The organism is Plantactinospora sp. CNZ320 (assembly GCF_002846275.1).
Genome location: NZ_PJMP01000001.1, coordinates 6,171,318 through 6,191,497 on the forward strand (window position 1 = coordinate 6,171,318; position 20,180 = coordinate 6,191,497).

Here is a 20,180-nt window from a genome sequence, read left to right on the forward strand (position 1 = left end):
GCAGAGCGGTCAACCGCCCGCGGGCCGGGTCCCTTCGAGCCTCTCGGCGATCTGTTCGATGGCGGCGAGATCGTCGGCCGTGAGCCGGTCGATGAAGTGCCGCCGAACCGACTCGAGGTGCACGGGCGCGGCCTTCTCGAGGGCATCCAGCCCCTGCTCCGTGAGTACGAGGAGGCAACCTCGGCCGTCGGTCGGGTCGGGTGCGCGCCGGAGCAGACCGCGCCCTTCCATCCGGACGGCGTGCCGGGACAGCCGACTACGTGACCAGCCCATCTTGTCGGCCTGCTTCCCCAGGGTGCTTGTGTGGCCGGGGCGTTCGGACAGGGTGCTGAGTACCTCGTAGTCGGGCTCGGAGAGTCCGATCGCGGCCAGGTCGCTCGCCGTGCCGTTCTGGACGGCGACCATCACCCGCAGAAACGCCCGCCACGCCCGTTCCTCGTCAGGAGTCAGCCAGCGCACGGTCCGAACCTGCCGTTTTGTTGACATGGAATCAACTTAGCATCTAGGCTTCGTTTCCATGTCAACTAGATCTCTCCGCGTCCTGGTGGTGTCGTGCGCGACCCGGCCTGGTGCCCTCGGTCCTGCCGTGGCACGGTGGCTGACCGAGACCATCGCCCCGCGTGCCAGCGAGCTTGGCGTCGAACTCGTGCCAGTGGCGCTCGGCGACCTGAACCTGCCGTTCCTCGACGAGGAGGAGCATCCTTCGAGCGGTGTCTACCGGCACGAACACACGCGCAGGTGGAGTGCGCTCGTCGACGGGGCGGACGGGTTCGTCGCTGTAACTCCGGAATACAACTACGGGATGCCGGCGACCCTGAAGAACGCGCTGGACTACCTCGGCCGCGAGTGGGCGTGGAAACCGATGGGCTTCGTCAGCTACGGCAACACGTCGGCGGGCACCCGGTCGGTCCAGCACGCGAAGCAGGTGGTGACCACACTGCGGCTGGTCCCGCTCGGCGCCACGGTGGCGATCCGGATCGGCGACGCCGTCGAGGATGGGCGGCTGCGGCCCGACCCGGCCCGCGACGCGGCCGGGATCGGCCTGCTGGACGAGCTGGTCCGGGTCGCCCACGCCCTACGGCCGATGCGCGAACGCGCACGCGTCGGGACACTTCCCGGCCCGCTGCCGGGGTCCTACGTGCGACGGCTGACGCCCGACGACGGGCCCGAAGTCACCGTGCTGCAACGGTGCTGCTGGGCGGACGAGGCGATCGCCAATGACACCACGGAAATACCCGCCCTGCACGAGTCGCCGGACGAGGTACGCGGGTGGCTGGCCACCTGGCACACCACGGGCGTCTGGCTGGACGGCCGGTTGCTGGGCATGGTGCGGACCCGTCGGGTCGAGACCGACTGGCACGTGGGTCGGCTCGCCGTCGTACCCGACCTCCGGGGCCGAGGACTGGGTCGATGGCTGCTGCGTACCGCCGAAGCCGCCGCCGATCCGGCCTGCGACCGCATCCTGCTGTCCACCGGCGCGAGAAGCACCCGGAACGTCGACCTCTACCACAGCGAGGGCTACCGGTCGGAAAAGTCTGCTAGCCCTGGAGCGGTCATCAACCTCGCCAAGTTCCGCGACCCATCGATCGGGACGGCGGCCTGCCGGTAGCCCTCGTGGCGCCGGGTGCTGCCAATGGTCAGTCCACGGGAGCGGTGGCCCGCAGGCCGTAGAGCAGCGGGATTCGTGGCTCGTCGGTCGGCAGCCGCCACCAACCTCGTTCCGTGCTGGTCATCCGGGACCAGCGCGGCCACGGCACCTCGTCGCTCTCCCGCAGCCCGGTCACCCGCAGGCCGGCGCCGACCAGCGCGTCGACCAGTTCACCGAGACCGTGCGACCACTCGTAACTCACCGTTGCCCCGGCCAGCGGTGGCCCGTCGGTGTAGCTGTGCACGGAGTCGAGGCGGCGGGGGCCGCCCCCGGCCAGGTAGTCGTGCCGGAGCACCAGGTCGGTGCCCTCGTCCGGGGCCGGGACGAGGCCGAGCGCGGCCAGCAGCGGGTGGAACTCCACCACGTACACGGTTCCGCCGGGTCGCAGCAGTTCGGCGACCACGCGTGCCCAGCGCTCCAGATCGGGGACGTAGACCAGCGCACCCTTGCCGGTGTAGACGACATCGAACCGGCGACCGCCGAGCGCTGACACGGCGTCGAAGACGTTGGCCTGTACGTACTCGATGTCGAGCCCGGCCTCGGCGGCGATCCGCCGGGCCGCCGTGACGGCCGCGCCGGAGATGTCGAGACCGACCGTGCGGGCACCGCGTCGGGCGAACGCCGCCGTTTCGGTGCCGAGATGGCACTGCAGGTGCAGCAGGTCGCGACCGGAGAGGTCGCCCAGGTCGGACCACTCGAACTCGGCGAACCAGAACTCGGCGTCCCGGCTGCCGACGCCGTAGAACTCACTCGCCAGGTGGACCGGTGTCCGGGCGTCCCAGTTGGCCTCGATCGCGCGCATCATGCCGCTGACGGTCTCGTCGAACTCGTCGGTCACCGCTCCATCCAGCCACGACCGGCCGACCCCTGTAAAGGGGGCGGCCAGCCGGAAGACCTCGACCGCCTCCGGAGAGCCGCCGGGGTCGACGATTAACATCAACAACTTAAATAAGTTTGTGATACATTCACGCGGTGCCAGAGCTGAGCATCACCGAGCTGACCTCCACGCTGGAGGACTTCAACCGGATATTCATCCGCCTGCCGACCGTGCACCGGCTGAGCTTCACGACGCTCTCCGTGCTGCACACCCTGCGGTACGGCGGACCCAGGCGGCTCAGCGAACTGACCGCCAGCGAACAGGTCAGCCAGCCGGCGATCACCCAGACCGTGACGAAGCTGGAGCACGACGGCCTGGTGCGACGCGAACCCGACCCCACGGACGGCCGGGCCGTGCTCGTGCACATCACCGACGACGGGGCCGCGATCGTGGACGGCAGGCGTGCCAGCCGGGTGGCGCACCTGACCGAACTGGCCAGCCAACTCACGGCGAAGGAACGCGCGGCGATCGCGGCGGCCCTGCCGGCCCTGGCCCGGCTACGCGAACTCGACCGGCAGCGCGACGGCGGGCGCCGGTCTGCACAGCACGACGCCGAGCCACGGAGGTGACCATGAACGACCCCTTTCCGCTACGACCCCAGCCGATCCACGTGTCGGACGAGGTGCTCGCCGACCTGCGGCGCCGGCTCGACCTGACCCGGTGGCCGGACGACGGGGGGAACGAGGACTGGCACTACGGCGTCAACGGGGCGTACCTGCGGGAGCTCGTCGACTACTGGCGTGCCGGGTACGACTGGCGCCGGGCCGAAGCCACGATCAACGCGTACCAGCACTACCGGGTCGAGGTCGACGGTGTGCCCGTGCACTTCATGCGCCGGCCCGGCGTCGGCCCGAACCCGACCCCGTTGATCCTCTCGCACGGCTGGCCGTGGACGTTCTGGCACTGGTCGAAGGTGGTCGACCCGCTGGCCGACCCCGGTGCCCACGGAGGCGACCCGGCCGAGGCGTTCGACGTGATCGTCCCGTCGCTGCCCGGGTTCGGGTTCTCCGGCACCAGGCCGGACATGAACTTCTGGAAGATCGCCGACCTCTGGCACACCCTGATGACCCGGACGCTCGGCCACCGGAGGTACGCGGCGGCCGGATGCGACGTCGGCGCACTCGTCACCGGCCAACTCGGGCACAGGTACGCGGCCGAGCTGTACGGCATCCACATCGGATCCGGACAGAAACTCACGATGTTCAACGGTGACCGGGCCTGGGACCTGAGCGGCGGGCAGCCGATCCCGGCCGGGCTGCCGGCCGAGGCACACGCCCGGATCGTCGCGCTGGACCGGCGGTTCGCCGCCCACCTGGCCGCCCACGTGCTCGGCCCCAGCACGCTCGGCTACGGGCTGACCGACTCACCTGCCGGAATGCTCGCCTGGATCCTGGAGCGCTGGGTGAAGTGGAGCGACAACGGCGGCGACATCGAGTCGGTCTTCAGCAAGGACGACCTGCTCACCCACGCCATGATCTTCTGGGTGACCGGCTCGATCTCCACCTCGGTCCGCACCTACGCCAACAACAACCGCTACCCCTGGACGCCGTCCCACGACCGGTGGCCGGTGGTCGAAGCGCCCACCGGGATCACCTTCGTCGGCTACGAGAACCCACCCGGGGTGACCACCGACCAACGGGTCGGGCACTTTCTCGGCAGCGACCGCGCCGGCTGGTACAACCACGTCAACCTGACCGTGCACGAGCCCGGCGGGCACTTCATCCCGTGGGAGATCCCCGACGCCTGGGTCGCCGACCTGCGCCGCACCTTCGCGACGGCGCGCCGGATGCGTCCGCTGGACGAGCCGCTGCCTCTCGGCCGGGACGGCTGAGCGGATCGATCAGGATTCGAGAAGCGCGTCTCGTGCCGCCGCAACTAGCGTGACTGTCAACTCACCCGGTACCACGGGTGTCCCGCTGGGACGGCGCGCCCACTGCCGGCCACCCGCACCTACCGATCGTCCACCCGAACCGGCGCAGGGACCCACCGGCAGATCGCCGGGCTCCGGGGCCGGTGTTCTCGTTGAGGAGTCACGTTGAACTGGAGCAAATTCATCCGGCAGAGTCACCGTTGGCTCTCCATGACCTTCACGGTGACCATGATCATCGTCTTCGTCGCGCTGGCCCTGGGGGAACCCGCCGAGTGGGTGTACTACCTCCCGCTGTACCCGCTCGTCGTGCTGCTTCTCAGCGGCCTGTACCTGTTCGTGCTGCCGTACACGGCCAGGTGGCGCGGCAATCAACGCACGGTTCGACCGAACTGACGTCGGCGTACCGCGGTGACGTCGCTGGGCGCCGCCGGAACGCCTGTCGGGCCGCTGGTCGGCTCGGGTGCTCAGCGCCAGTTCCGGCGGAACCAGCGGCGCACCAGCGGCGGCACGATCCAGGAGTAGACGCAGAACAGCAGCCACAGCAATCCGAGCGCCGCCGAGAGCGTGGTCAGGCCGGCCGCGCGTAGCCCGAAGACCAGGATGATCGCGCCCAGCCAGACCTTCAGCGGGCCGATCCGCAGTACCGGCCGGATCGGCAGCATCAGCGGATGTTGCGCGATCTTCAGCTCCAGGGCGGACTCGGCGAACGTCTGCTTGCTGGGCATCGCGGCGGCGGCCTGCCGGTAGCCCTCGTACGCCACGCCGATCCGGCCGCGTGCAGCACTTGTGCTGCCGAGCAGGGCGTGCGCGGCCGGGTGCTCCGGATGGGCGGCGACGAACTCCCGGCTGATCCGCTCGGCGGCCCGGTCGTCGCCGCTGGCGAAGGCGACCTGGACGCGGGCGGCGTAGACGACCGGTTCCTCCGGGGCCAGCGCGGTGGCCCGCTCGACGAGCTTCGCCGCCTTCGCCACCTGCCCGTTGGCCGCACAGACGTCGGCGTAGGTGCAGAGCAGGTCGACGTCGTGCGGTGCCTGGGCCAGCCCGTCGAGCAGGGCCCGCTCGGCGACCTGCGGGCGGCCGAGCCGGTGCTCGGCGCGGCCCAGGTGCCACAGCAGGTCCGGGTCCGGCCCGGCGGCGGCCAGACCGGCGCTGGCGGACTCGACCACCTCGGACCAGCGACCGAGGTGGCCCAGCGCGGCGCAGCGCAGCAGGGTCGCGGGCCTGTCGACCGCCTCGTCGGCCGGCAACCTGGACAGTTCCGCCAGGGCTTCCTGTGGCCGGTCCGCCAGCAGCAGGGCTTCGGCCCGGGCCAGCACCGGCGACGGCGCGGTCATCGGACCAGCACCAGGATGAGGATGGCCTCCAGCAGGCCGAGGCCGATGGCCGCGGCGAAGCCGGGACCGATCAGGCTGGCGGGCTCACCACGGCCGTACGAGTAGCCGCGGAAGGGTGCACGTTGGAAGGCGAGTACCACCAGCCAGACGAGCGCGCCGGTGACCATGCCGGCCACCCGTACCCCTGAGCTGTCGTCGACGGCCGCGCTCACCGCGAGCCGTGCGCCGAAACCGACCAGCCCGGCCGCGGCGATGGCGAGCAGGCGGTTGCCGGGCAGTCCCAGCCGCCCGCCGTTGAGCACGCCGAGCACGGTCGCGGCCAGCGGGCCGCCGAAGACGGCCGGGTACACGATCGACTCGGGGCGCCACGGCGGTCTGTCGGGCGCGGGCCGCTCCTGGATCGTCGGGGTGAACAGCTCGTCCTGCATCAGCTCCCCATCTCTGCGTCGCGGTCCTCGGCCGGATCGACCTGCCGGTCGAGGGCGCCGGCACAGCATAGTGACCGTCCTGACGCGACCGCCGCCCTCCAACCTGCCGCCGGGAGCCTCCGGACGGCCCTGGCGAGCCCGAAGGCTCCCGGCCGTCGCCCTGAGGATCTGCCGTCGCGCCCCGCCCGGACTAGGGTGGCCTGATGACGGAGCAACCCTTCGTGTCGGTACGTGGTGAGGTGACCCGGGAGGTTCCCCCGGAGATCGCCCGATTCTCGGTGACCGTCGCCGCGCGGGACCGGAACCGTCCGGCGGCGCTGTCCCGGCTGGCCGAGCGGTCCGAGGCGGTCCGGGCGCTGATCGACGGGTACGGTGCCGCGATCGAGCGCCGGGAAACCGGCGACCTGTGGGTACGCCCCGAGCTGAAGCGCTCCGGGGAGAAGGTGACCGGTTACGCCGGCAGTGCCACCACCACGGTCACGGTCACCGATTTCAGCGTGCTCGGCGAGCTGATGCTCCGGCTCGCCGACCAGGACCAGACGACCGTCGCCGGGCCGTGGTGGGCGCTGCGGCCGGGCAGCCCGGCACACCGGGAGGCCCGCCGGGCCGCCGTCGCGGAGGCGATCGCCCGGGCCCGGGAGTACGCTGACGCGCTCGGCGCCGAGGTGACCGCGCTGCTGCACCTCTCCGACGCCGGGCTGGCCGAGCAGCCGATGATGATGACCCGGGCCGCGCACGCCGTGGGCTACGGGGCGGTCGGTGGAGGCCCGCCCGAACTCGAACTCGACCCGCAGGTGCAGACGGTGCACGCCACTGTCGAGGCCCGGTTCGCGATCACCCCGCCGTCGCTGGCGACCCGGTGAATGCGGGTGCGCGACGGCGACGTGCCGCCCTAGGATGACATTGATGAGTGCCGCGACCCAGACCCGGCTGATGCGCCGGCCCCGGAGGGGCCGGAGCTAGGTCGCGGCGCACACTGCCCGCGTCGAACGGGCCTCTCGATCCTTCGAGGGGCCCGTTTCGACGTGTATGGCCCCTCCCGACACCTCGGAGGAAGCCATGACCTACCTGACCACGCCGATCTACTACGTCAACGACCTGCCGCACGTCGGGCACGCGTACTCGACGGTGCTCGCCGACGCGCTGGCCCGGTGGGAGCGGCTGGCCGGGCGACCGGTGCGGCTGGTCACCGGCACCGACGAACACGGCGCCAAGGTTCGCCGGGCGGCGGCGGAGGCCGGAATCGCACCGGCCACGCTCGCCGAACGCACCGCCGGCCGGTTCCGGGCCACCTGGGACCGGCTCGGCATCGGGTACGACGAGTTCGTCCGCACCACCTCGGCCCGGCACCGGGAGACGGTGACCGAACTGCTGACCCGGGTGTACGACGCGGGTCACCTCCGCCCCGGCCGGTACGACGGGCGGTACTGCGTCGGCTGTGAGGCGTACACCACGGAGGCGGTCTGCGCGGTGCACGACCGCCCGACCGAGCTGGTCGGCGAGGAGAACTGGTTCTTCCGGCTCTCCGAGTTCGCCCGGCCGCTCGCCGAGTGGTTCGACAGGTGTCCGGATGCCGTCCGGCCGGCCGCCCGCCGGAACGAGGCGCTCGGCTGGCTGCGCCGTGGACTCACCGACTTCTCGATCAGCCGGGCCGGCCTGGACTGGGGAATCCCGCTGCCCTGGGATCCGACCCAGGTGACGTACGTCTGGTTCGACGCCCTCGGCAGCTATCTCACCGCCGCCGGTTGGCCCGAGCCCGGGTACTCCCGATGGTGGCCGGCCCGGCACGTCATCGGCAAGGACATCCTGCGGTTCCACGCCGTCTACTGGCCGGCGATCCTGCTCGCCGCCGACCTGCCGCTGCCGGAGTGGATCACCGTGCACGGCTTCCTGCTGCAACGCGGCAGCAAGATCGCGAAGTCGGGGGAGCGGACCGTCGCCCTGGACGACCTGCTCGACCGGTTCGGGCCGGAGGGGCTCCGCTACCACCTGCTCCGGGACAACCCGGTCGGCCCGGACGGCGAGTTCTCGCGCGACTCGGTGCGGGCGCGCTACAACGCCGACCTGGCCAACACCCTCGGCAACCTGCTCTCCCGGGTCACCGCGCTCGTGGTGTCCCGGTGCGCCGGGACCGGCCCGGCACCTGACCGCCGCTCCCCGCTCGCCCCGACCGCCGCCCGCTGGGCCGAGGCCGGCGCGGCCGGATGGGCGGCCGGGCAGCCGTCCGAGGCGCTGGGCGCGGCGTGGCGGCTGGTGGCGGCGACCAACTCGTACCTGGTCTCGGCGCAGCCGTGGCGGTCACCCGCCGGCTCTGTCGAGGCGGCCACGGTACTCGGCGACGCGCTGGAGGCGCTGCGCATCGTCGCCGTACTTGCCGCACCGGCGGTACCGGAGACCGCCGGGCGGATCTGGCGGCAGATCGGGCTCGACGGGTACGCCCCACGGGTACCCGACGCCCTGGCCTGGGGTGGCTATCCGGGCGGTCGCCGGGTCACCAGGGCGGCGCCGCTCTTCCCCCGCCTCGCATCGGGGTAACGTGTTAGGAAGGGGCCCTTCTACAACAGAAAACGATAAGAAGGGGCCCTTCCTTATGCCTGTGCGCATGCATTACGGGCTGGAGCAGTTGGTTGCCCGGGCCCGCGCGCTGGCGTCGACCGGACCGCGCCGGTTGCTCGGCATCACCGGCGCGCCGGCGGCGGGCAAGTCGACCCTGGCCGGACTCCTGGTGACGGCGCTGCCCGACGTCGCCGAGCTGGTGCCGATGGACGGCTTCCACCTGGCCGAGCCCGAACTGCACAGGCTCGGCCGGCACGCCCGCAAGGGTGCGCCGGACACCTTCGACGCGGCCGGCTTCGTCGCGCTGCTGCGCCGGCTGCGGGCCGGCACCGAGACGGTGTACGCGCCGGAGTTCCGCCGGGAACTGGAGGAGGCGGTTGCCGGGGCGATCCCGGTACCGCCGTCGGTGCCGCTGGTGGTGGTCGAGGGCAACTACCTGTTGGTGCCCGACCCGCCCTGGGGCGAGGTACGTGACCTGCTCGACGAGGTGTGGTTCCTCGAACTCGACGAGAGCGAACGGCTGCACCGGCTGACCGAGCGGCACATCGCGTTCGGCCGGCAGCCGACGGAGGCGGCGGCCCGGGCCCGGGGCACCGACCAGCGCAACGCCGAGCTGATCGCCGGCACCGTCGCCCGAGCCGACCTCGTCGTCCGAATGGCACCGTCCAATCCGGCCTGAGCGCGGGGTCCACTCCCCACCAGACGCAGGTCCTATCCGGCCGGTCGCCGGAGGTCCCGGGTTGCTCACTGTCCATCGGGCGTCACCACTACCCGCCGGGGCGATGGCGAAGCGCATCGAGGACTGGTAAACCGATCGGCGGAGATGTTTGGACCGGTGGTGCAGCCGTCGGCGAGGATCGGCAGGAGCGACGATCGGCAGGAGAGCCGTGTCAGTTCGGAAACTGTTGGCCGGGTACGCCGGGGTGAACGCCGCGCTGCTGGTCGGCTTCTTCGTCCTGCCGGTACCGCGTCCGGTGGTGACCGCCGCGTTCGGGTTGACCAGCATGGTGGCGGTAGCGGTCGGGATCCGCAGGTACCGGCCGCAGCGGGCGTACGCCTGGTGGCTCTTTTTCGCGGCACTCGGGGTCTTCGCGGCTGGTGACACCTTCTACCTGCTCGCCGCGAACCTGCCGCTCGGCGACTCCCCGGCCGAGTCCGGGCTCGTCTCGGATCTCTTCTATCTGGTGATGGTGCCGCTGATCGGGGCAGGGCTGCTCGGGTTGACCCGCTCCACCACCGGGGCCCGGGACCGCTCCGGACTCCTCGACTTCCTGATCTTCACCACCGCCGGTGCCTTCCTGCTCTGGGTACTGGTGATCCGGCCCCTCCTGATCGGTCCCGGACCGAGCACGTTCGAGCAGTCGGTGCTGGCCGCGTACGCGCTGCTCGACGTGCTGCTGCTGGCCACCGCCGTACGGGTGGCGGTGACCTCGCGGGGCAGCGTCGCCGGGCTGCTGCTGGCGGTGGGCGCGGCCGGGATGCTCGTCTCCGACCTCAGCTACGGCGCCGCGCTGCTGCACGGCCGGTGGCAGCCGGGTGGTCCGGACGAGCTGGGCTGGCTCACCTTCTATGTCGCGTGGGGAGCCGCCGCACTGCACCCGTCGATGGCGACGCTCACCGAACCGGCCGCGCCCCCGGACAGCGAGATCGACAAGACCCGGCTGGTCCTGCTCGGCATCGCCGCGACGCTCGCCCCGGCGGTACTGCTGCTGGAGGTGGTGAACGGGGACGTCCGGGACGGCGCGGTGATCGCCGTCGTCGGCGGGGTGGTCTTCGCGCTGGTACTGAGCCGGCTCGGCGACGCCGTGGACGGGCACCGGCAGGCGGTGGCCCGGGAGCGGAGCCTGCGGCAGTCCGGCGCCGAGTTGGTGGCGGCGACCGACCCCGCCGAGGTACGCCGGGCGGTGCGGACCGCGGTGGCCCGGCTGGTGCCCCGGAACTCCCCGCACCGGATGGTCTTCACGATCAACCACACCGACGGGGTGCCGGCGGCCACGGTGAGCATCTGGGGGCCGGGGGTGGCGACCCCGACGCCCTTCTATCCGGCCCCGACCACGGCCGCGGCCCGGCGCAGTCGACTGCTCCGGGTCCGGACCCTGCAACCGGCGCTGGCCGAGCAGCTTCGCGGATTCGAGAGCGTCGCGCTCTGCCCGCTGGTCGGTGACGGCCGGGTCGACGGCGGAGCCAGCGGGGCGCCCCGGGTCGGTGCGCTGCTGGTCGCCACCGACAGTCGGCTGCTGCCGACCCTGCGGGACTCGCTGGAGGTGCTGGCCGCGCAGGCGGCGATGGCGTTGGAACGGATCAGCCTGGCCCAGGAGATCAACCGCCGGGACAGCGAGGCGTACTTCCGCAGCCTGGTGCAGAACGCGGCGGACGTGATCCTGATCGTCGACGACGACCACCGGGTCCGGTACGCCAGCCCGTCGGTCCGGACCGTGCTCGGCATCGAGCCGGCCGACTGCACCGACCTGGCGGTGCTCTCCCCCGAGGAGCAGCTCTCGGTGACCGCACTGCTCGACTCGGCGCTCGCCGAGGCGGACCGTCGTGGGGTCGACTGGTGTGTACGGCGTCCCGACGGGCAGCGGGTGCAGCTGGAGGTGACCTGCCGGGACCTGCGCCGGGACCGGGCCGTACGCGGCTTCGTGCTGACGTTGCGGGACATCACCGAGCGGGTCCGGCTGGAGCAGGAGCTGACCCACCGGTCGGTGCACGACTCGTTGACCGGGCTGGCCAACCGGGCCTCCTATCAGGACCAGGTGTACGAGGCGGTGGAGAAGGCCCGGGACGGTGGCCGTACCGTCGGCACCCTCTCCATCGACCTCGACGAGTTCACGGCGGTCAACGACACCCACGGGCACGCGATCGGGGACGCGTTGCTGGTCGCCGCCGGTCAGCGGCTGCGGGAGATCGTCGGGCCGAACGACCTGGTGGCCCGGCTCGGCGGCGACGAGTTCGCCGTACTCATTCCGGACGCGGAGGATCCGGAGCAGGTCGAGCAGGTCGCCGACCGCCTGGTCCGGGCGCTCGCCGAGCCGCTGGAGGTCGGTGACACGGTGGTCAACGGGTCGGTGAGCGTCGGGGTGGCCACCACGGCCGACGCCAGTGACGCGGGCGAGCTGCTGCAACGGGCCGATCTGGCGCTCTATGTCGCCAAGGGGGCCGGCAAGGGGCGCTGGTGCCGCTACCAGTCCGAGCTGCACACCGCGATCGTGGAGCGGCTGGAGCTGCGGGCGGCGCTGACCGAGGCGGTGCAGAAGCTCAGCTTCTCGGTCGACTACCAGCCGATCGTCGACATGCGGACCGGGTCGGCGGTCGGCTTCGAGGCGCTGGCCCGATGGCACCATCCGGCCCGGGGCCCGGTACCCCCGCAGTTGTTCATCGGGTTGGCCGAGGAGACCGGGCTGATCGAGCCGATCGGGGACTACGTGCTGCGCCAGGCGGCCGGTGCGGTGGCCCGGTGGCGCGCGGAGCGGGGCGAGACGGATGTGCCGTACGTCAGCATCAACGTCTCGGCCCGGCAGCTTCGTACCCGGGGCTTCGTCGGTACCGTGCGTGCCGCGCTGGCCGCCGCCGACGTACCGCCGGACCGGGTGATGCTGGAGATCACCGAGAGCCTGCTGCTGCGGGACCAGGAGCCGGTCTGGGCCGAGCTGTCCGAGCTGCGCACCCTGGGGCTGCGGGTCGCCATCGACGACTTCGGCACCGGGTTCTCGTCGTTGAGCTATCTCCAGCAGATGCCGGCCGACGTACTCAAGATCGACCGGTCGTTCACCGAGACTGTGGCGTCGTCGCGGCGGCAGCGGCTGCTGGTGGAGGGGATCATCCGGCTCGCCGGCACGCTCGGCCTGGACGTGATCGCCGAGGGGGTGGAGACGGAGGCGGTCCGGACCATCCTGCTGGACATGGGTTGCGCCTCCGGGCAGGGCTACCTCTTCGCCCGGCCGCTGAAGGACCACGACGTGCTGCGCTGGCTCGGCGACGCACCCACCCTCGCGCCCGCGACCGCCCCTGCCCCCATCCCCACGACCGCGACCGCGCCCGGGGCGATGCCGAAACCCCGACCGGCCGCCGGTTGAGATCGACCGCCGCCGAGGCACGGGCCATTCCGGCCATTGAGACGTGAATACGAATGACAAAATCGCTTCGCAGCTCTGCTGTCAATATCGAGGGTGTCCTTTCTCGCCTGATCCTGGTATTGTCGAGGCGCGGCTCAGCCTGCGGCGCTTTCTTCGATCCGCACTCGAATCGACCCCACTGGTGCGATCCCAGCGATGGGATCCCGTTCGGGTGAAACCATTTCGGCCCTATCCGTCCACTGTCGGGCCCGGCGAGTCGTCGACACTCATCAAACTCCCTTAGGTGAATTCGGAGCAGTAGGGGAGGTGTCATTCGTGACCCTTTACGGCTGGGATGCAAGTGACTACGACGTGGACCGTGGACTGACGGTCGACCGGATTCGGGACGCCCGCGCCGCAGGAATCGACTTCATGACCTACAAGGGCACGGAGCAGTCTGCGGCAGGAACTTTCCACAGCCAGTACTACGGCACCATGCTCACCGCGGCGAAAGACGCGGGAATACCCTTCCTCGGAATGTACGTCGTGGTGCACTCCCGGGTCTCCATGGAAACCCAGACGACTACCGCCATCGACTACGCCGACAGGCACACTCCCTGGTGGCGCGATTACGATCGATTCTTCTGGCAGATCGACCTGGAGCGCTGGCCCTCCGACGACGTACCGCCGGTCGTCGGCGTCACCGTCGCCCGAGACCTGGAGGCCCGCACCGGCAAGGTGGCGGTGATGTACGCCTCGCGTGGACAGTACGGGTCGAGTCAACTGGGCTACTATCCGCGCTGGAATGCCAACTATCCACACCGGATCGCCGAAGACTTCAAATCGGCCTATGCGCGCGCCGGGGGTGACTCCGGGCCGGGCTGGGTCCGCTACGGCAGGCCCGAACTGATGCCGCGCATCTGGCAGTTCACCGACTCCGCCATCATCGGCCGGCAGCACACCTGCGACGCGGATGCGTTCCGTGGCACCCTGGAGGACTTCGCCGAAATGATCGGCGCGCATGCGCCGGAAGAGGACGACGAAATGATAGCCAGATTTCTCAGCGTGCCCCACGCCGATCAGACGTTGGACACCGACGATGCTTTCCACACCATCCGGTGGGAGGGTGGGGATTACCGCTGGACGCTGCCGGCTGATGGGATCACCGACCTCCAGGCCACCGTCGACCTGCGCGGTCTCCAGCAGAACGACCTCGTCCGGGTACGTGCGGAGTACATCCGCCCGGGAGGATCGGACACGACGACTCCGTTGCTGACGCAGGAACTGGTCTCGATCAACCCGGACAGCACCGATGGCATCTACGTCGTCAACACACCGAACATCGACATCGAGCTGCCGGCGAGGAGCCAGATAAGTGTCGAGGTGGCAGTCCGCCCCGGTGACGGGGAAAGCACCCGCCGCCTGTCGTACGGCAGTCTCAGCCGGGTCAGCATGGTGCTGTTCCGGCTGCCGGCCTGAGTTTTCCGTACCGTTTCGTGACTTCTACCGCCCGGGCTGGCCGGCGGGGCTCAGCCGGGTGCCGGGGCCAGCGGGCGCCGGACCTGGGCCGGGTTGCCGACGGCGAGTACCCCGGCCGGCAGGTCCCGGGTGACCACGCTGCCGGCGCCGACCGCGGTTCCCGGACCGATGGTGACCCCGCCGAGCACGATCACCCCGCCGCCGAGCCAGACGTTGTCGCCGATGGTGATCGGCCGGGCCGCCTCCCAGCCGGCCCGGCGCTGCTCCGGGTCGAGCGGGTGGTGCGGGGTCAGCAGTTGCACGTTCGGCCCGATCTGCACGTCGGCGCCGATCTCGATGGTGGCGACGTCGAGCAGTACCGCGTTGAAGTTCAGGAACGACCGGTCGCCGATCCGGATCTGGCTGCCGTAGTCGCAGTAGAACGGTGGCCGGACCACCACCTGCGCGCCGACGGCGCCGAGCAGCTCGTGCAGCAGTGCCCGGTGCTGCTCCGGCCGGTCGGCCGGCGTCGAGTTGTAGCGCTGCACGAGCAGGGCGGCACGCCGGGCCAGCGCGGTCAGTTCGGGGTCGTCGGCCCGGTAGAGGTCACCGGCGAGCATCCGCTCCCGCTGCGAGCGCGGGTCCTCGTCGGTGACCATCGGGCGGCTCAGTCGTTGGCGTGCAGGGCGGCGTTCAGCTCGATGCCCCGGCCGGTACGCGGCTTCGCCTCCAGGGCGCCGGTCACCGAGTTGCGCCAGAAGAGCAGGCCGTCGACTCCGGACAGCTCACGGGCCTTGACCACCCGGCCGTCCGGCAGGGTCACCTTCGCCCCGGCAGTGATGTAGCAGCCGGCCTCGACCACGCAGTCGTCGCCGAGGGAGATCCCGATCCCGGCGTTGGCGCCGAGCAGGCTCCGCTCGCCGATCCGGACCTTCTCCGTGCCGCCGCCGGAGAGGGTACCCATGATCGAGGCACCGGCGCCGACGTCGGAGCCGTCTCCGACCACCACCCCGGCGACGATCCGCCCCTCCACCATCGAGGCGCCGAGCGTGCCGGCGTTGAAGTTGCAGAAGCCCTCGTGCATCACGGTGGTGCCGCTGGCCAGGTGGGCGCCGAGGCGTACCCGGTCGGCGTCGGCGATCCGGACCCCGGACGGGACCACGTAGTCGGTCATCCGGGGGAACTTGTCGACCCCGTAGACGGCCAGGTGCCGGCCGGCGCCCCGTTCGATCACCCGCAGCTCGTCGACCCGCTCCGGCGGGCACGGACCGGCCGAGGTCCAGGCGACGTTGGCCAGCACCCCGAAGATGCCGTCGAGGTTGAGCTCGTTGGGCCGGACCAGGCGGTGGGAGAGGAGGTGCAGCCGGAGGTACGCGTCGGAGGCGTCCTTGATCGGGTCGGCCAGCGAGCCGATCTCGGTGACCACCACGGCGGTACGCAGCCCGGGCAGCGCCCGCTCGCCGATCGCTCCCGGCGGCAGGTCGAGCACGTCGCCGTTCTCGCCCGCGACCAGCGGCGACGGGCCGAGGCCGAGCTTGCCGGTCGGATACCACGTGTCGAGCACCTGGTCTCCGGCGAGCGTCGCCACTCCGATTCCCCAGGCGGGCTGTGCGGTCGTCACCCGGTTTACCTCTCCGTCATCCGTCTGGCGCCTCGGCTCGACCGTGAGTGTGGAACGTCATTTCCGAGCCTTGGACGCGTCCCGCCGATACGACCCTGACGGTACCGTCTCCCACCATGGAGAACCCGCTCACCCCCGAGGTGTTGGCCGATCCGGTGGCGTTGACCCGCGCCCTGGTCGACATCGAGTCCGTCTCGCGCAACGAGAAGGAGATCGCGGACTGCGTCGAGGATGTGCTCAGGAAGGTGCCGCACCTGACCGTGGCGCGGCACAGCAACACGATCATGGCCCGTACGGAGCTGGGGCGGGCCCAGCGGGTGGTGTTGGCCGGGCACCTGGACACCGTGCCGTTGAACAACAACTTCCCGTCGAGCGTGCAGGGTGACCTGATCTACGGCTGCGGCACCTCGGACATGAAGTCCGGGGTGGCGTACGCGCTGCACCTCGCGGTGAGCGTGCCCGAGCCGCGCTACGACGTGACGTACTTCTTCTACGAGGCCGAGGAGATCGAGTCCCGCTACAACGGGCTGACCCTGGTCGCGCAGGCGCATCCGGAGTGGCTGACCGCCGACTTCGCGGTGCTGCTGGAGCCGACGCACGGGGTGGTCGAGGCGGGCTGCCAGGGGACCATGCGGGCGATCGTCAGCTCGACCGGCCGGCGGGCACACTCGGCCCGCTCCTGGAACGGGGTGAACGCGATCCACGGGATCGGCGATGCGCTCAACCGGCTGGCGGCGTACCAGGCCCGGATGGTCACCATCGACGGCTGCGTGTACCGCGAGGGGATGAACGCCGTCCGGATCAGCGGCGGGGTGGCCGGCAACGTGGTACCGGACCTCTGCGAGATGGAGGTGAACTACCGGTTCGCTCCGGACCGTACGCCGCAGGAGGCGGAGCTGCACGTACGCGAGATCTTCGACGGCTACCAGGTCCGGGTGACGGACTCGGCGCCCGGTGCGCTGCCCGGGCTGACCGAGGCGCCGGCCCGGGAGTTCCTGGCGGCGGTCGGTGCGGACCCGATCGGCAAGCTCGGCTGGACGGACGTGTCGCGCTTCGCCGCGCTCGGCATTCCGGCGCTCAACTTCGGGCCGGGTGACCCGAACCTGGCGCACGCCCCGGACGAGCACGTGGAGATCGGCAAGATCCGGGACGGCGCGGCCACCCTGCACCGCTGGCTCGCCTCGCACTGACCTCCGCGTCGCGCCCAACCTGCGCGCCCCGCGACGGGAAACGGCCCGGTGCCGGCCGGCGGTGGCCCCTCTGCCGCCGGCCGGCACCGGTTTTTCCGTGATGTCGGGTCGGCGGACCACTACCCGTCGACGTGCTGCCGCGTACGCGATTCCTGCTCCGGCACCGGAACGTCGTCGATGGCACCGGCCGGCGCGGCGTTGCGTGCCATCCGGCGCTCCGCGACCACCGCCCGGATCCGGCGCTGCATCTGTCGTCGAAGTCGGATGATCTCCCCGCTGGTCATCACTTCTACCCCCCGAAGGTGCGCGGCCGTGGTGTGGGCGCCACGCTTTCCCCCTTTGCTTGGTAGACGCCTCCCAGCCCCGCTCGGTTGCACCGGCGCCGGATGTTCGTCCTGTGACCTACCGGATCACGCCGCCCCCTCCGTCGGCCACCGGATTACGGTGGACCCCATGAACCACAGCGAGCGGCGAAACGGCGGCCGAGGTCCGGGTCCGGAACGGCATCGGGGTGCGGTCACCCTGCGCCGCGAGGCCATTCCGATGAGTACGGCGGACCAGAAGCTGCTCGACTCCCGCAGCCGGGCCGACTGGAAGACCAAGGACGCCTGGCGGGCGCTGCGCATCCTGTCCGAGTTCGTGGAGGGCTTCGACACCCTGGCCGACCTGCCTCCGGCGGTCAGCGTCTTCGGCTCGGCCCGCAGCAAGCCGGACAGCCCGGAGTGCCTGCTCGCCCAGGAGCTCGGCGCGGCGCTCGCCGCCGCCGGCTACGCAGTGATCACCGGCGGCGGTCCGGGCGTGATGGAGGCCGCCAACCGGGGCGCCACCGAGGCGGGCGGCCTCTCGGTCGGGCTCGGCATCGAGTTGCCGTTCGAGCAGGGCATCAACGACTGGGTCGACCTGGCGATCGACTTCCGGTACTTCTTCGCCCGCAAGACCATGTTCGTCAAGTACGCCCAGGCGTTCGTGGTGCTGCCCGGTGGTTTCGGCACCCTGGACGAGCTCTTCGAGGCGCTGACCCTGGTGCAGACCGGCAAGGTGACCCGGTTCCCGGTGGTCCTGATGGGGGAGGCGTACTGGGGGCCGCTGCTGGACTGGCTCCGGGACACTCTCGCCGCCGACGGCAAGATCGGCCTCGCCGACCTCGAACTGATCATCGTGACCGACGACGTGAACGCCGCCGTCCGGCACATCATCGAGGCGGACGCGGCGCTCGCCGCAGAGCAGGAGGCGCTGCAGGAGACCGCGATCGCCCAGGCCGAGGCGGCCCAGCAGTCGGCCGCCGGTGGACGCACTTCCCGCTGACCCACGGGCCATCGCGCACCTGGTCAACGGGAAGGTCGCTACGATCGTTCATCAGTGACCAGAGCAGCGGCCCAATCGGGGAGTTCGCCGAGTCGACAGGTCGGGCAGGGGCATCGGCACCGACCTCAGCTCAGCTCCTCGCTCCGCGTCCACGAGGTAACCGAGTCCACGAGTAAAGTCGCGTGGATGCCCGCACACATGAAGAATCTGGGCCGCCCATGACGGTTGCTTTCGATGGTCTCCTCAGCGTTGCCTACAGCCAGGCGTTCGTGGTCAGTGGGGACGAGGTGCCCGACCCGGTGCGGGCATTCGCCGGCCAGACGAACGGGCTGTGCGGTGCCCGGGTGCCGGGATCCCTCTTTCTGGTGACCGGTCTGCACACCGGCAAGGTCGGCTTCCGGGTGGAGATCGTTGGCGACCCGCCTCCGGTTGATGACCGGTGGGAGGAAATCGTGGAGGTGTCCTACACAGCAACCTCGCCCGACGTCAGCTTGATGGACTGGAACTTCAGCTTGTTCCCGCTCCCGCTAATGCAGTCCGTCTGCTATGGCGTGCGGTACTGTGCGCGCGGCATGGACGCCGGCAAGACCCTCGACACTGATGCAGGGGCGGCCGAACCCGTTGACTTCTACCAGCTGACCTTCTGGCCGGCACGACCTCTACCAGACCGGATCGTTCGACGGACGAGCCGGATCGCCCTGTACTGGCACCAGGACGGTTTTGCGCGCATGTCCTAGCCAGGAGGCGGGTTCTTGCCGTCTCGAACGATGCTCCAGACACCCGGAGTGCCGCCAGCTTCGCACTTCGCTCGGCAGAGTTCTTCCCTGTACGTCGGCGTGTCGTTCCGGCCCTTGGCAGCGCGGCGGGGGCCACCTGAGCGGGGCTCGTCGGGGTGGCGTGGTGTGCTGGGGGGTGTGCAGGCGTACCGGCTGGTCCTTGGTGGACCGAGTGCCGGCAAGACCGGCACCCTGGTCGAGGCGGTGGTCGCCCGGGTCGCCGAGGCCACCAACCGGGTCGCCCGGTGACACTCTTCCGTACGGTTCGTGAGCGGGTTGCCGGAGGAGAGCCGCAGGTCCAGCAGCGACATCGCGGATTGACCGGCGAGGCGGGCGGGCGTGTCGACGAGTGACGCGTGGCTCTACGCGACTTTCATCTGCTCGTCGCCGAAGTCGGCGACGAGTTTGAGCGTCCCACCGAGGGCCGTCACGTAGCGGCTGAGCACGTCTTGGGTAGAGAAGTCCCCGCCTTCGATCTGTGACACACGTGCAATGGAGACTCCCATTCGGGTTGCCACCTGCTCCTGGGTCAGTCCCCGTCGTTTGCGCATGTCGGCCAGACGCCAACCCCGTGCCTCGTCAAGCATCCGGCCAAGGCTGACCGCAAAGGCTTCCGGGCCGCCTGCCGTCTCGACTGCGCGCTCCAGATGACCAGACTCACGCCAACGTCGGACCCCACTCATCGTCCGCTCTCCTCTTCGCGCTCTTTGAGGTATGTCGCGTACAGCTGCTCGGCTTCCGGAATCGCTTCCTGGTACCACCGCTTCCACCGCCCTGACTTGTCGCCGGCCACCAGCAGGACCACTGAGCGCCACGGGTCAAGCACGAACAGGATCCTGACCTCGGTACGGCCGGTGGATGGCGGACGCAACTCCTTCATGTTTGCGATCCGTGACGCGGACACCGTATCCACGAGTGGGCGACCCTCTGCCGGGCCGTTCCGCTCCAAGACGAGGATGGCCTGGTTGACGAGGTGGTGGCTGTTCCGATCCGATTCGTAGAGGTCGTCGAGGAAGCTCTCGACCTGCGCGGTCATCAAGATCTCCCACTCCACGTCGGTAC

Annotated in this window: 21 protein-coding genes and 1 pseudogene; 13 read left to right on the forward strand and 9 right to left on the reverse strand. The window is 70.6% G+C overall.

Features of this window, described 5'->3' with window-relative positions; genetic code table 11:
• Positions 1-9: 9 nt before the first annotated feature.
• Positions 10-486, reverse strand: coding sequence for a MarR family transcriptional regulator (locus CLT71_RS27710; RefSeq protein WP_101369702.1), 477 nt, complete (start codon positions 484-486; stop codon positions 10-12).
• 100 nt (positions 487-586) lie between these two features.
• On the opposite strand from CLT71_RS27710, the pseudogene CLT71_RS27715 reads away from it, so the two are divergent.
• Positions 587-1,601 (forward strand): annotated as a pseudogene (locus CLT71_RS27715) (GNAT family N-acetyltransferase); the annotation flags it as partial.
• A 36-nt stretch (positions 1,602-1,637) separates the two neighbouring features.
• On the opposite strand, the gene CLT71_RS27720 reads toward CLT71_RS27715, so the two are convergent.
• Complete coding sequence (locus tag CLT71_RS27720; RefSeq protein WP_199187741.1) at positions 1,638-2,585, reverse strand: class I SAM-dependent methyltransferase; 948 nt, start codon at positions 2,583-2,585, stop codon at positions 1,638-1,640.
• A gap of 35 nt (positions 2,586-2,620) precedes the next feature.
• Here CLT71_RS27720 and CLT71_RS27725 point away from each other — a divergent pair, with 35 nt between their 5' ends.
• The 3 genes from CLT71_RS27725 to CLT71_RS27735 all read left to right on the forward strand — a co-directional run bounded on the left by CLT71_RS27725 (position 2,621) and on the right by CLT71_RS27735 (position 4,788).
• Positions 2,621-3,094, forward strand: coding sequence for a MarR family winged helix-turn-helix transcriptional regulator (locus CLT71_RS27725; protein WP_486483481.1), 474 nt, complete (start codon positions 2,621-2,623; stop codon positions 3,092-3,094).
• Positions 3,095-3,096: 2 nt separating this feature from the next.
• Positions 3,097-4,356 (forward strand): epoxide hydrolase family protein, encoded by a 1,260-nt coding sequence (locus CLT71_RS27730; protein ID WP_101369705.1) that lies wholly within the window; start codon positions 3,097-3,099, stop codon positions 4,354-4,356.
• Positions 4,357-4,560: 204 nt separating this feature from the next.
• A complete protein-coding gene (locus CLT71_RS27735; protein WP_101369706.1) occupies positions 4,561-4,788 on the forward strand; it encodes a hypothetical protein in 228 nt (75 codons plus the stop codon).
• A gap of 71 nt (positions 4,789-4,859) precedes the next feature.
• Here CLT71_RS27735 and CLT71_RS27740 read toward each other — a convergent pair whose 3' ends face one another.
• Positions 4,860-5,729, reverse strand: a complete 870-nt coding sequence (locus tag CLT71_RS27740; RefSeq protein WP_101369707.1) for a tetratricopeptide repeat protein — start codon at positions 5,727-5,729, stop codon at positions 4,860-4,862.
• The gene (locus tag CLT71_RS27745; protein ID WP_101369708.1) at positions 5,726-6,157 is read right to left on the reverse strand and encodes a hypothetical protein; all 432 of its coding nucleotides are present in this window, start codon (positions 6,155-6,157) and stop codon (positions 5,726-5,728) included. Before CLT71_RS27745 ends, CLT71_RS27740 begins: the two co-directional genes overlap by 4 nt.
• A 203-nt stretch (positions 6,158-6,360) precedes the next feature.
• Here CLT71_RS27745 and CLT71_RS27750 point away from each other — a divergent pair, with 203 nt between their 5' ends.
• From CLT71_RS27750 to CLT71_RS27770, 5 genes are all read left to right on the forward strand, one after another.
• Positions 6,361-7,020 (forward strand): SIMPL domain-containing protein, encoded by a 660-nt coding sequence (locus CLT71_RS27750; RefSeq protein ID WP_101369709.1) that lies wholly within the window; start codon positions 6,361-6,363, stop codon positions 7,018-7,020.
• Positions 7,021-7,216: 196 nt separating this feature from the next.
• Positions 7,217-8,692, forward strand: coding sequence for a class I tRNA ligase family protein (locus tag CLT71_RS27755; protein WP_101369710.1), 1,476 nt, complete (start codon positions 7,217-7,219; stop codon positions 8,690-8,692).
• A gap of 67 nt (positions 8,693-8,759) precedes the next feature.
• Complete coding sequence (locus tag CLT71_RS27760; protein WP_486483482.1) at positions 8,760-9,392, forward strand: nucleoside/nucleotide kinase family protein; 633 nt, start codon at positions 8,760-8,762, stop codon at positions 9,390-9,392.
• A 208-nt stretch (positions 9,393-9,600) separates the two neighbouring features.
• A complete protein-coding gene (locus tag CLT71_RS27765) occupies positions 9,601-12,789 on the forward strand; it encodes an EAL domain-containing protein (protein ID WP_143743639.1) in 3,189 nt (1,062 codons plus the stop codon).
• Between the two features lie 315 nt (positions 12,790-13,104).
• Positions 13,105-14,247, forward strand: coding sequence for a glycoside hydrolase family 25 domain-containing protein (locus tag CLT71_RS27770; RefSeq protein WP_101371840.1), 1,143 nt, complete (start codon positions 13,105-13,107; stop codon positions 14,245-14,247).
• 50 nt (positions 14,248-14,297) lie between these two features.
• Here CLT71_RS27770 and CLT71_RS27775 read toward each other — a convergent pair whose 3' ends face one another.
• Both CLT71_RS27775 and dapD read right to left on the reverse strand, forming a co-directional pair.
• Positions 14,298-14,885 (reverse strand): sugar O-acetyltransferase, encoded by a 588-nt coding sequence (locus tag CLT71_RS27775; RefSeq protein WP_486483483.1) that lies wholly within the window; start codon positions 14,883-14,885, stop codon positions 14,298-14,300.
• 8 nt (positions 14,886-14,893) lie between these two features.
• Positions 14,894-15,847 (reverse strand): 2,3,4,5-tetrahydropyridine-2,6-dicarboxylate N-succinyltransferase, encoded by a 954-nt coding sequence (dapD, locus tag CLT71_RS27780; RefSeq protein ID WP_101369713.1) that lies wholly within the window; start codon positions 15,845-15,847, stop codon positions 14,894-14,896.
• 116 nt (positions 15,848-15,963) lie between these two features.
• Here dapD and dapE point away from each other — a divergent pair, with 116 nt between their 5' ends.
• Positions 15,964-17,037, forward strand: a complete 1,074-nt coding sequence (gene dapE / locus CLT71_RS27785; RefSeq protein WP_101369714.1) for a succinyl-diaminopimelate desuccinylase — start codon at positions 15,964-15,966, stop codon at positions 17,035-17,037.
• Between the two features lie 119 nt (positions 17,038-17,156).
• Here dapE and CLT71_RS37160 read toward each other — a convergent pair whose 3' ends face one another.
• Positions 17,157-17,321 carry a hypothetical protein gene (locus CLT71_RS37160; RefSeq protein WP_199188011.1) on the reverse strand — a complete coding sequence of 55 codons (165 nt, stop codon included), beginning with the start codon at positions 17,319-17,321 and terminating at the stop codon, positions 17,157-17,159.
• A 169-nt stretch (positions 17,322-17,490) separates the two neighbouring features.
• Between CLT71_RS37160 and CLT71_RS27790 the strand changes: the two genes are divergently transcribed.
• The 3 genes from CLT71_RS27790 to CLT71_RS38245 all read left to right on the forward strand — a co-directional run bounded on the left by CLT71_RS27790 (position 17,491) and on the right by CLT71_RS38245 (position 19,367).
• Entirely contained in the window at positions 17,491-18,342 is an 852-nt protein-coding gene (locus tag CLT71_RS27790; RefSeq protein ID WP_101369715.1) for an LOG family protein, read from the forward strand.
• Positions 18,343-18,560: 218 nt separating this feature from the next.
• Positions 18,561-19,079: a hypothetical protein gene (locus tag CLT71_RS27795; protein WP_101369716.1), complete on the forward strand. Its 519-nt coding sequence runs from the start codon at positions 18,561-18,563 to the stop codon at positions 19,077-19,079.
• Between the two features lie 165 nt (positions 19,080-19,244).
• Positions 19,245-19,367, forward strand: a complete 123-nt coding sequence (locus tag CLT71_RS38245; RefSeq protein ID WP_486483484.1) for a hypothetical protein — start codon at positions 19,245-19,247, stop codon at positions 19,365-19,367.
• A gap of 113 nt (positions 19,368-19,480) precedes the next feature.
• Here CLT71_RS38245 and CLT71_RS27800 read toward each other — a convergent pair whose 3' ends face one another.
• The gene (locus CLT71_RS27800; RefSeq protein ID WP_101369717.1) at positions 19,481-19,801 is read right to left on the reverse strand and encodes a helix-turn-helix domain-containing protein; all 321 of its coding nucleotides are present in this window, start codon (positions 19,799-19,801) and stop codon (positions 19,481-19,483) included.
• Positions 19,798-20,154, reverse strand: coding sequence for a type II toxin-antitoxin system RelE/ParE family toxin (locus CLT71_RS27805; RefSeq protein ID WP_101371842.1), 357 nt, complete (start codon positions 20,152-20,154; stop codon positions 19,798-19,800). Before CLT71_RS27805 ends, CLT71_RS27800 begins: the two co-directional genes overlap by 4 nt.
• Positions 20,155-20,180: the final 26 nt, after the last annotated feature.

Bases quoted from the DNA above. Each gene is read 5' to 3' on its own strand.
- CLT71_RS27710 (WP_101369702.1), bottom strand. From the start codon at position 486: ATGTCAACAAAACGGCAGGTTCGGACCGTGCGCTGGCTGACTCCTGAC.
- CLT71_RS27720 (WP_199187741.1), bottom strand. From the start codon at position 2,585: ATGTTAATCGTCGACCCCGGCGGCTCTCCGGAGGCGGTCGAGGTCTTC.
- CLT71_RS27730 (WP_101369705.1), top strand. From the start codon at position 3,097: ATGAACGACCCCTTTCCGCTACGACCCCAGCCGATCCACGTGTCGGAC.
- CLT71_RS27740 (WP_101369707.1), bottom strand. From the start codon at position 5,729: ATGACCGCGCCGTCGCCGGTGCTGGCCCGGGCCGAAGCCCTGCTGCTG.
- CLT71_RS27745 (WP_101369708.1), bottom strand. From the start codon at position 6,157: ATGCAGGACGAGCTGTTCACCCCGACGATCCAGGAGCGGCCCGCGCCC.
- CLT71_RS27750 (WP_101369709.1), top strand. From the start codon at position 6,361: ATGACGGAGCAACCCTTCGTGTCGGTACGTGGTGAGGTGACCCGGGAG.
- CLT71_RS27755 (WP_101369710.1), top strand. From the start codon at position 7,217: ATGACCTACCTGACCACGCCGATCTACTACGTCAACGACCTGCCGCAC.
- CLT71_RS27760 (WP_486483482.1), top strand. From the start codon at position 8,760: ATGCATTACGGGCTGGAGCAGTTGGTTGCCCGGGCCCGCGCGCTGGCG.
- CLT71_RS27775 (WP_486483483.1), bottom strand. From the start codon at position 14,885: ATGGTCACCGACGAGGACCCGCGCTCGCAGCGGGAGCGGATGCTCGCC.
- dapE (WP_101369714.1), top strand. From the start codon at position 15,964: ATGGAGAACCCGCTCACCCCCGAGGTGTTGGCCGATCCGGTGGCGTTG.
- CLT71_RS37160 (WP_199188011.1), bottom strand. From the start codon at position 17,321: ATGACCAGCGGGGAGATCATCCGACTTCGACGACAGATGCAGCGCCGG.
- CLT71_RS27790 (WP_101369715.1), top strand. From the start codon at position 17,491: ATGAACCACAGCGAGCGGCGAAACGGCGGCCGAGGTCCGGGTCCGGAA.
- CLT71_RS27795 (WP_101369716.1), top strand. From the start codon at position 18,561: ATGACGGTTGCTTTCGATGGTCTCCTCAGCGTTGCCTACAGCCAGGCG.
- CLT71_RS27800 (WP_101369717.1), bottom strand. From the start codon at position 19,801: ATGAGTGGGGTCCGACGTTGGCGTGAGTCTGGTCATCTGGAGCGCGCA.
- CLT71_RS27805 (WP_101371842.1), bottom strand. From the start codon at position 20,154: ATGACCGCGCAGGTCGAGAGCTTCCTCGACGACCTCTACGAATCGGAT.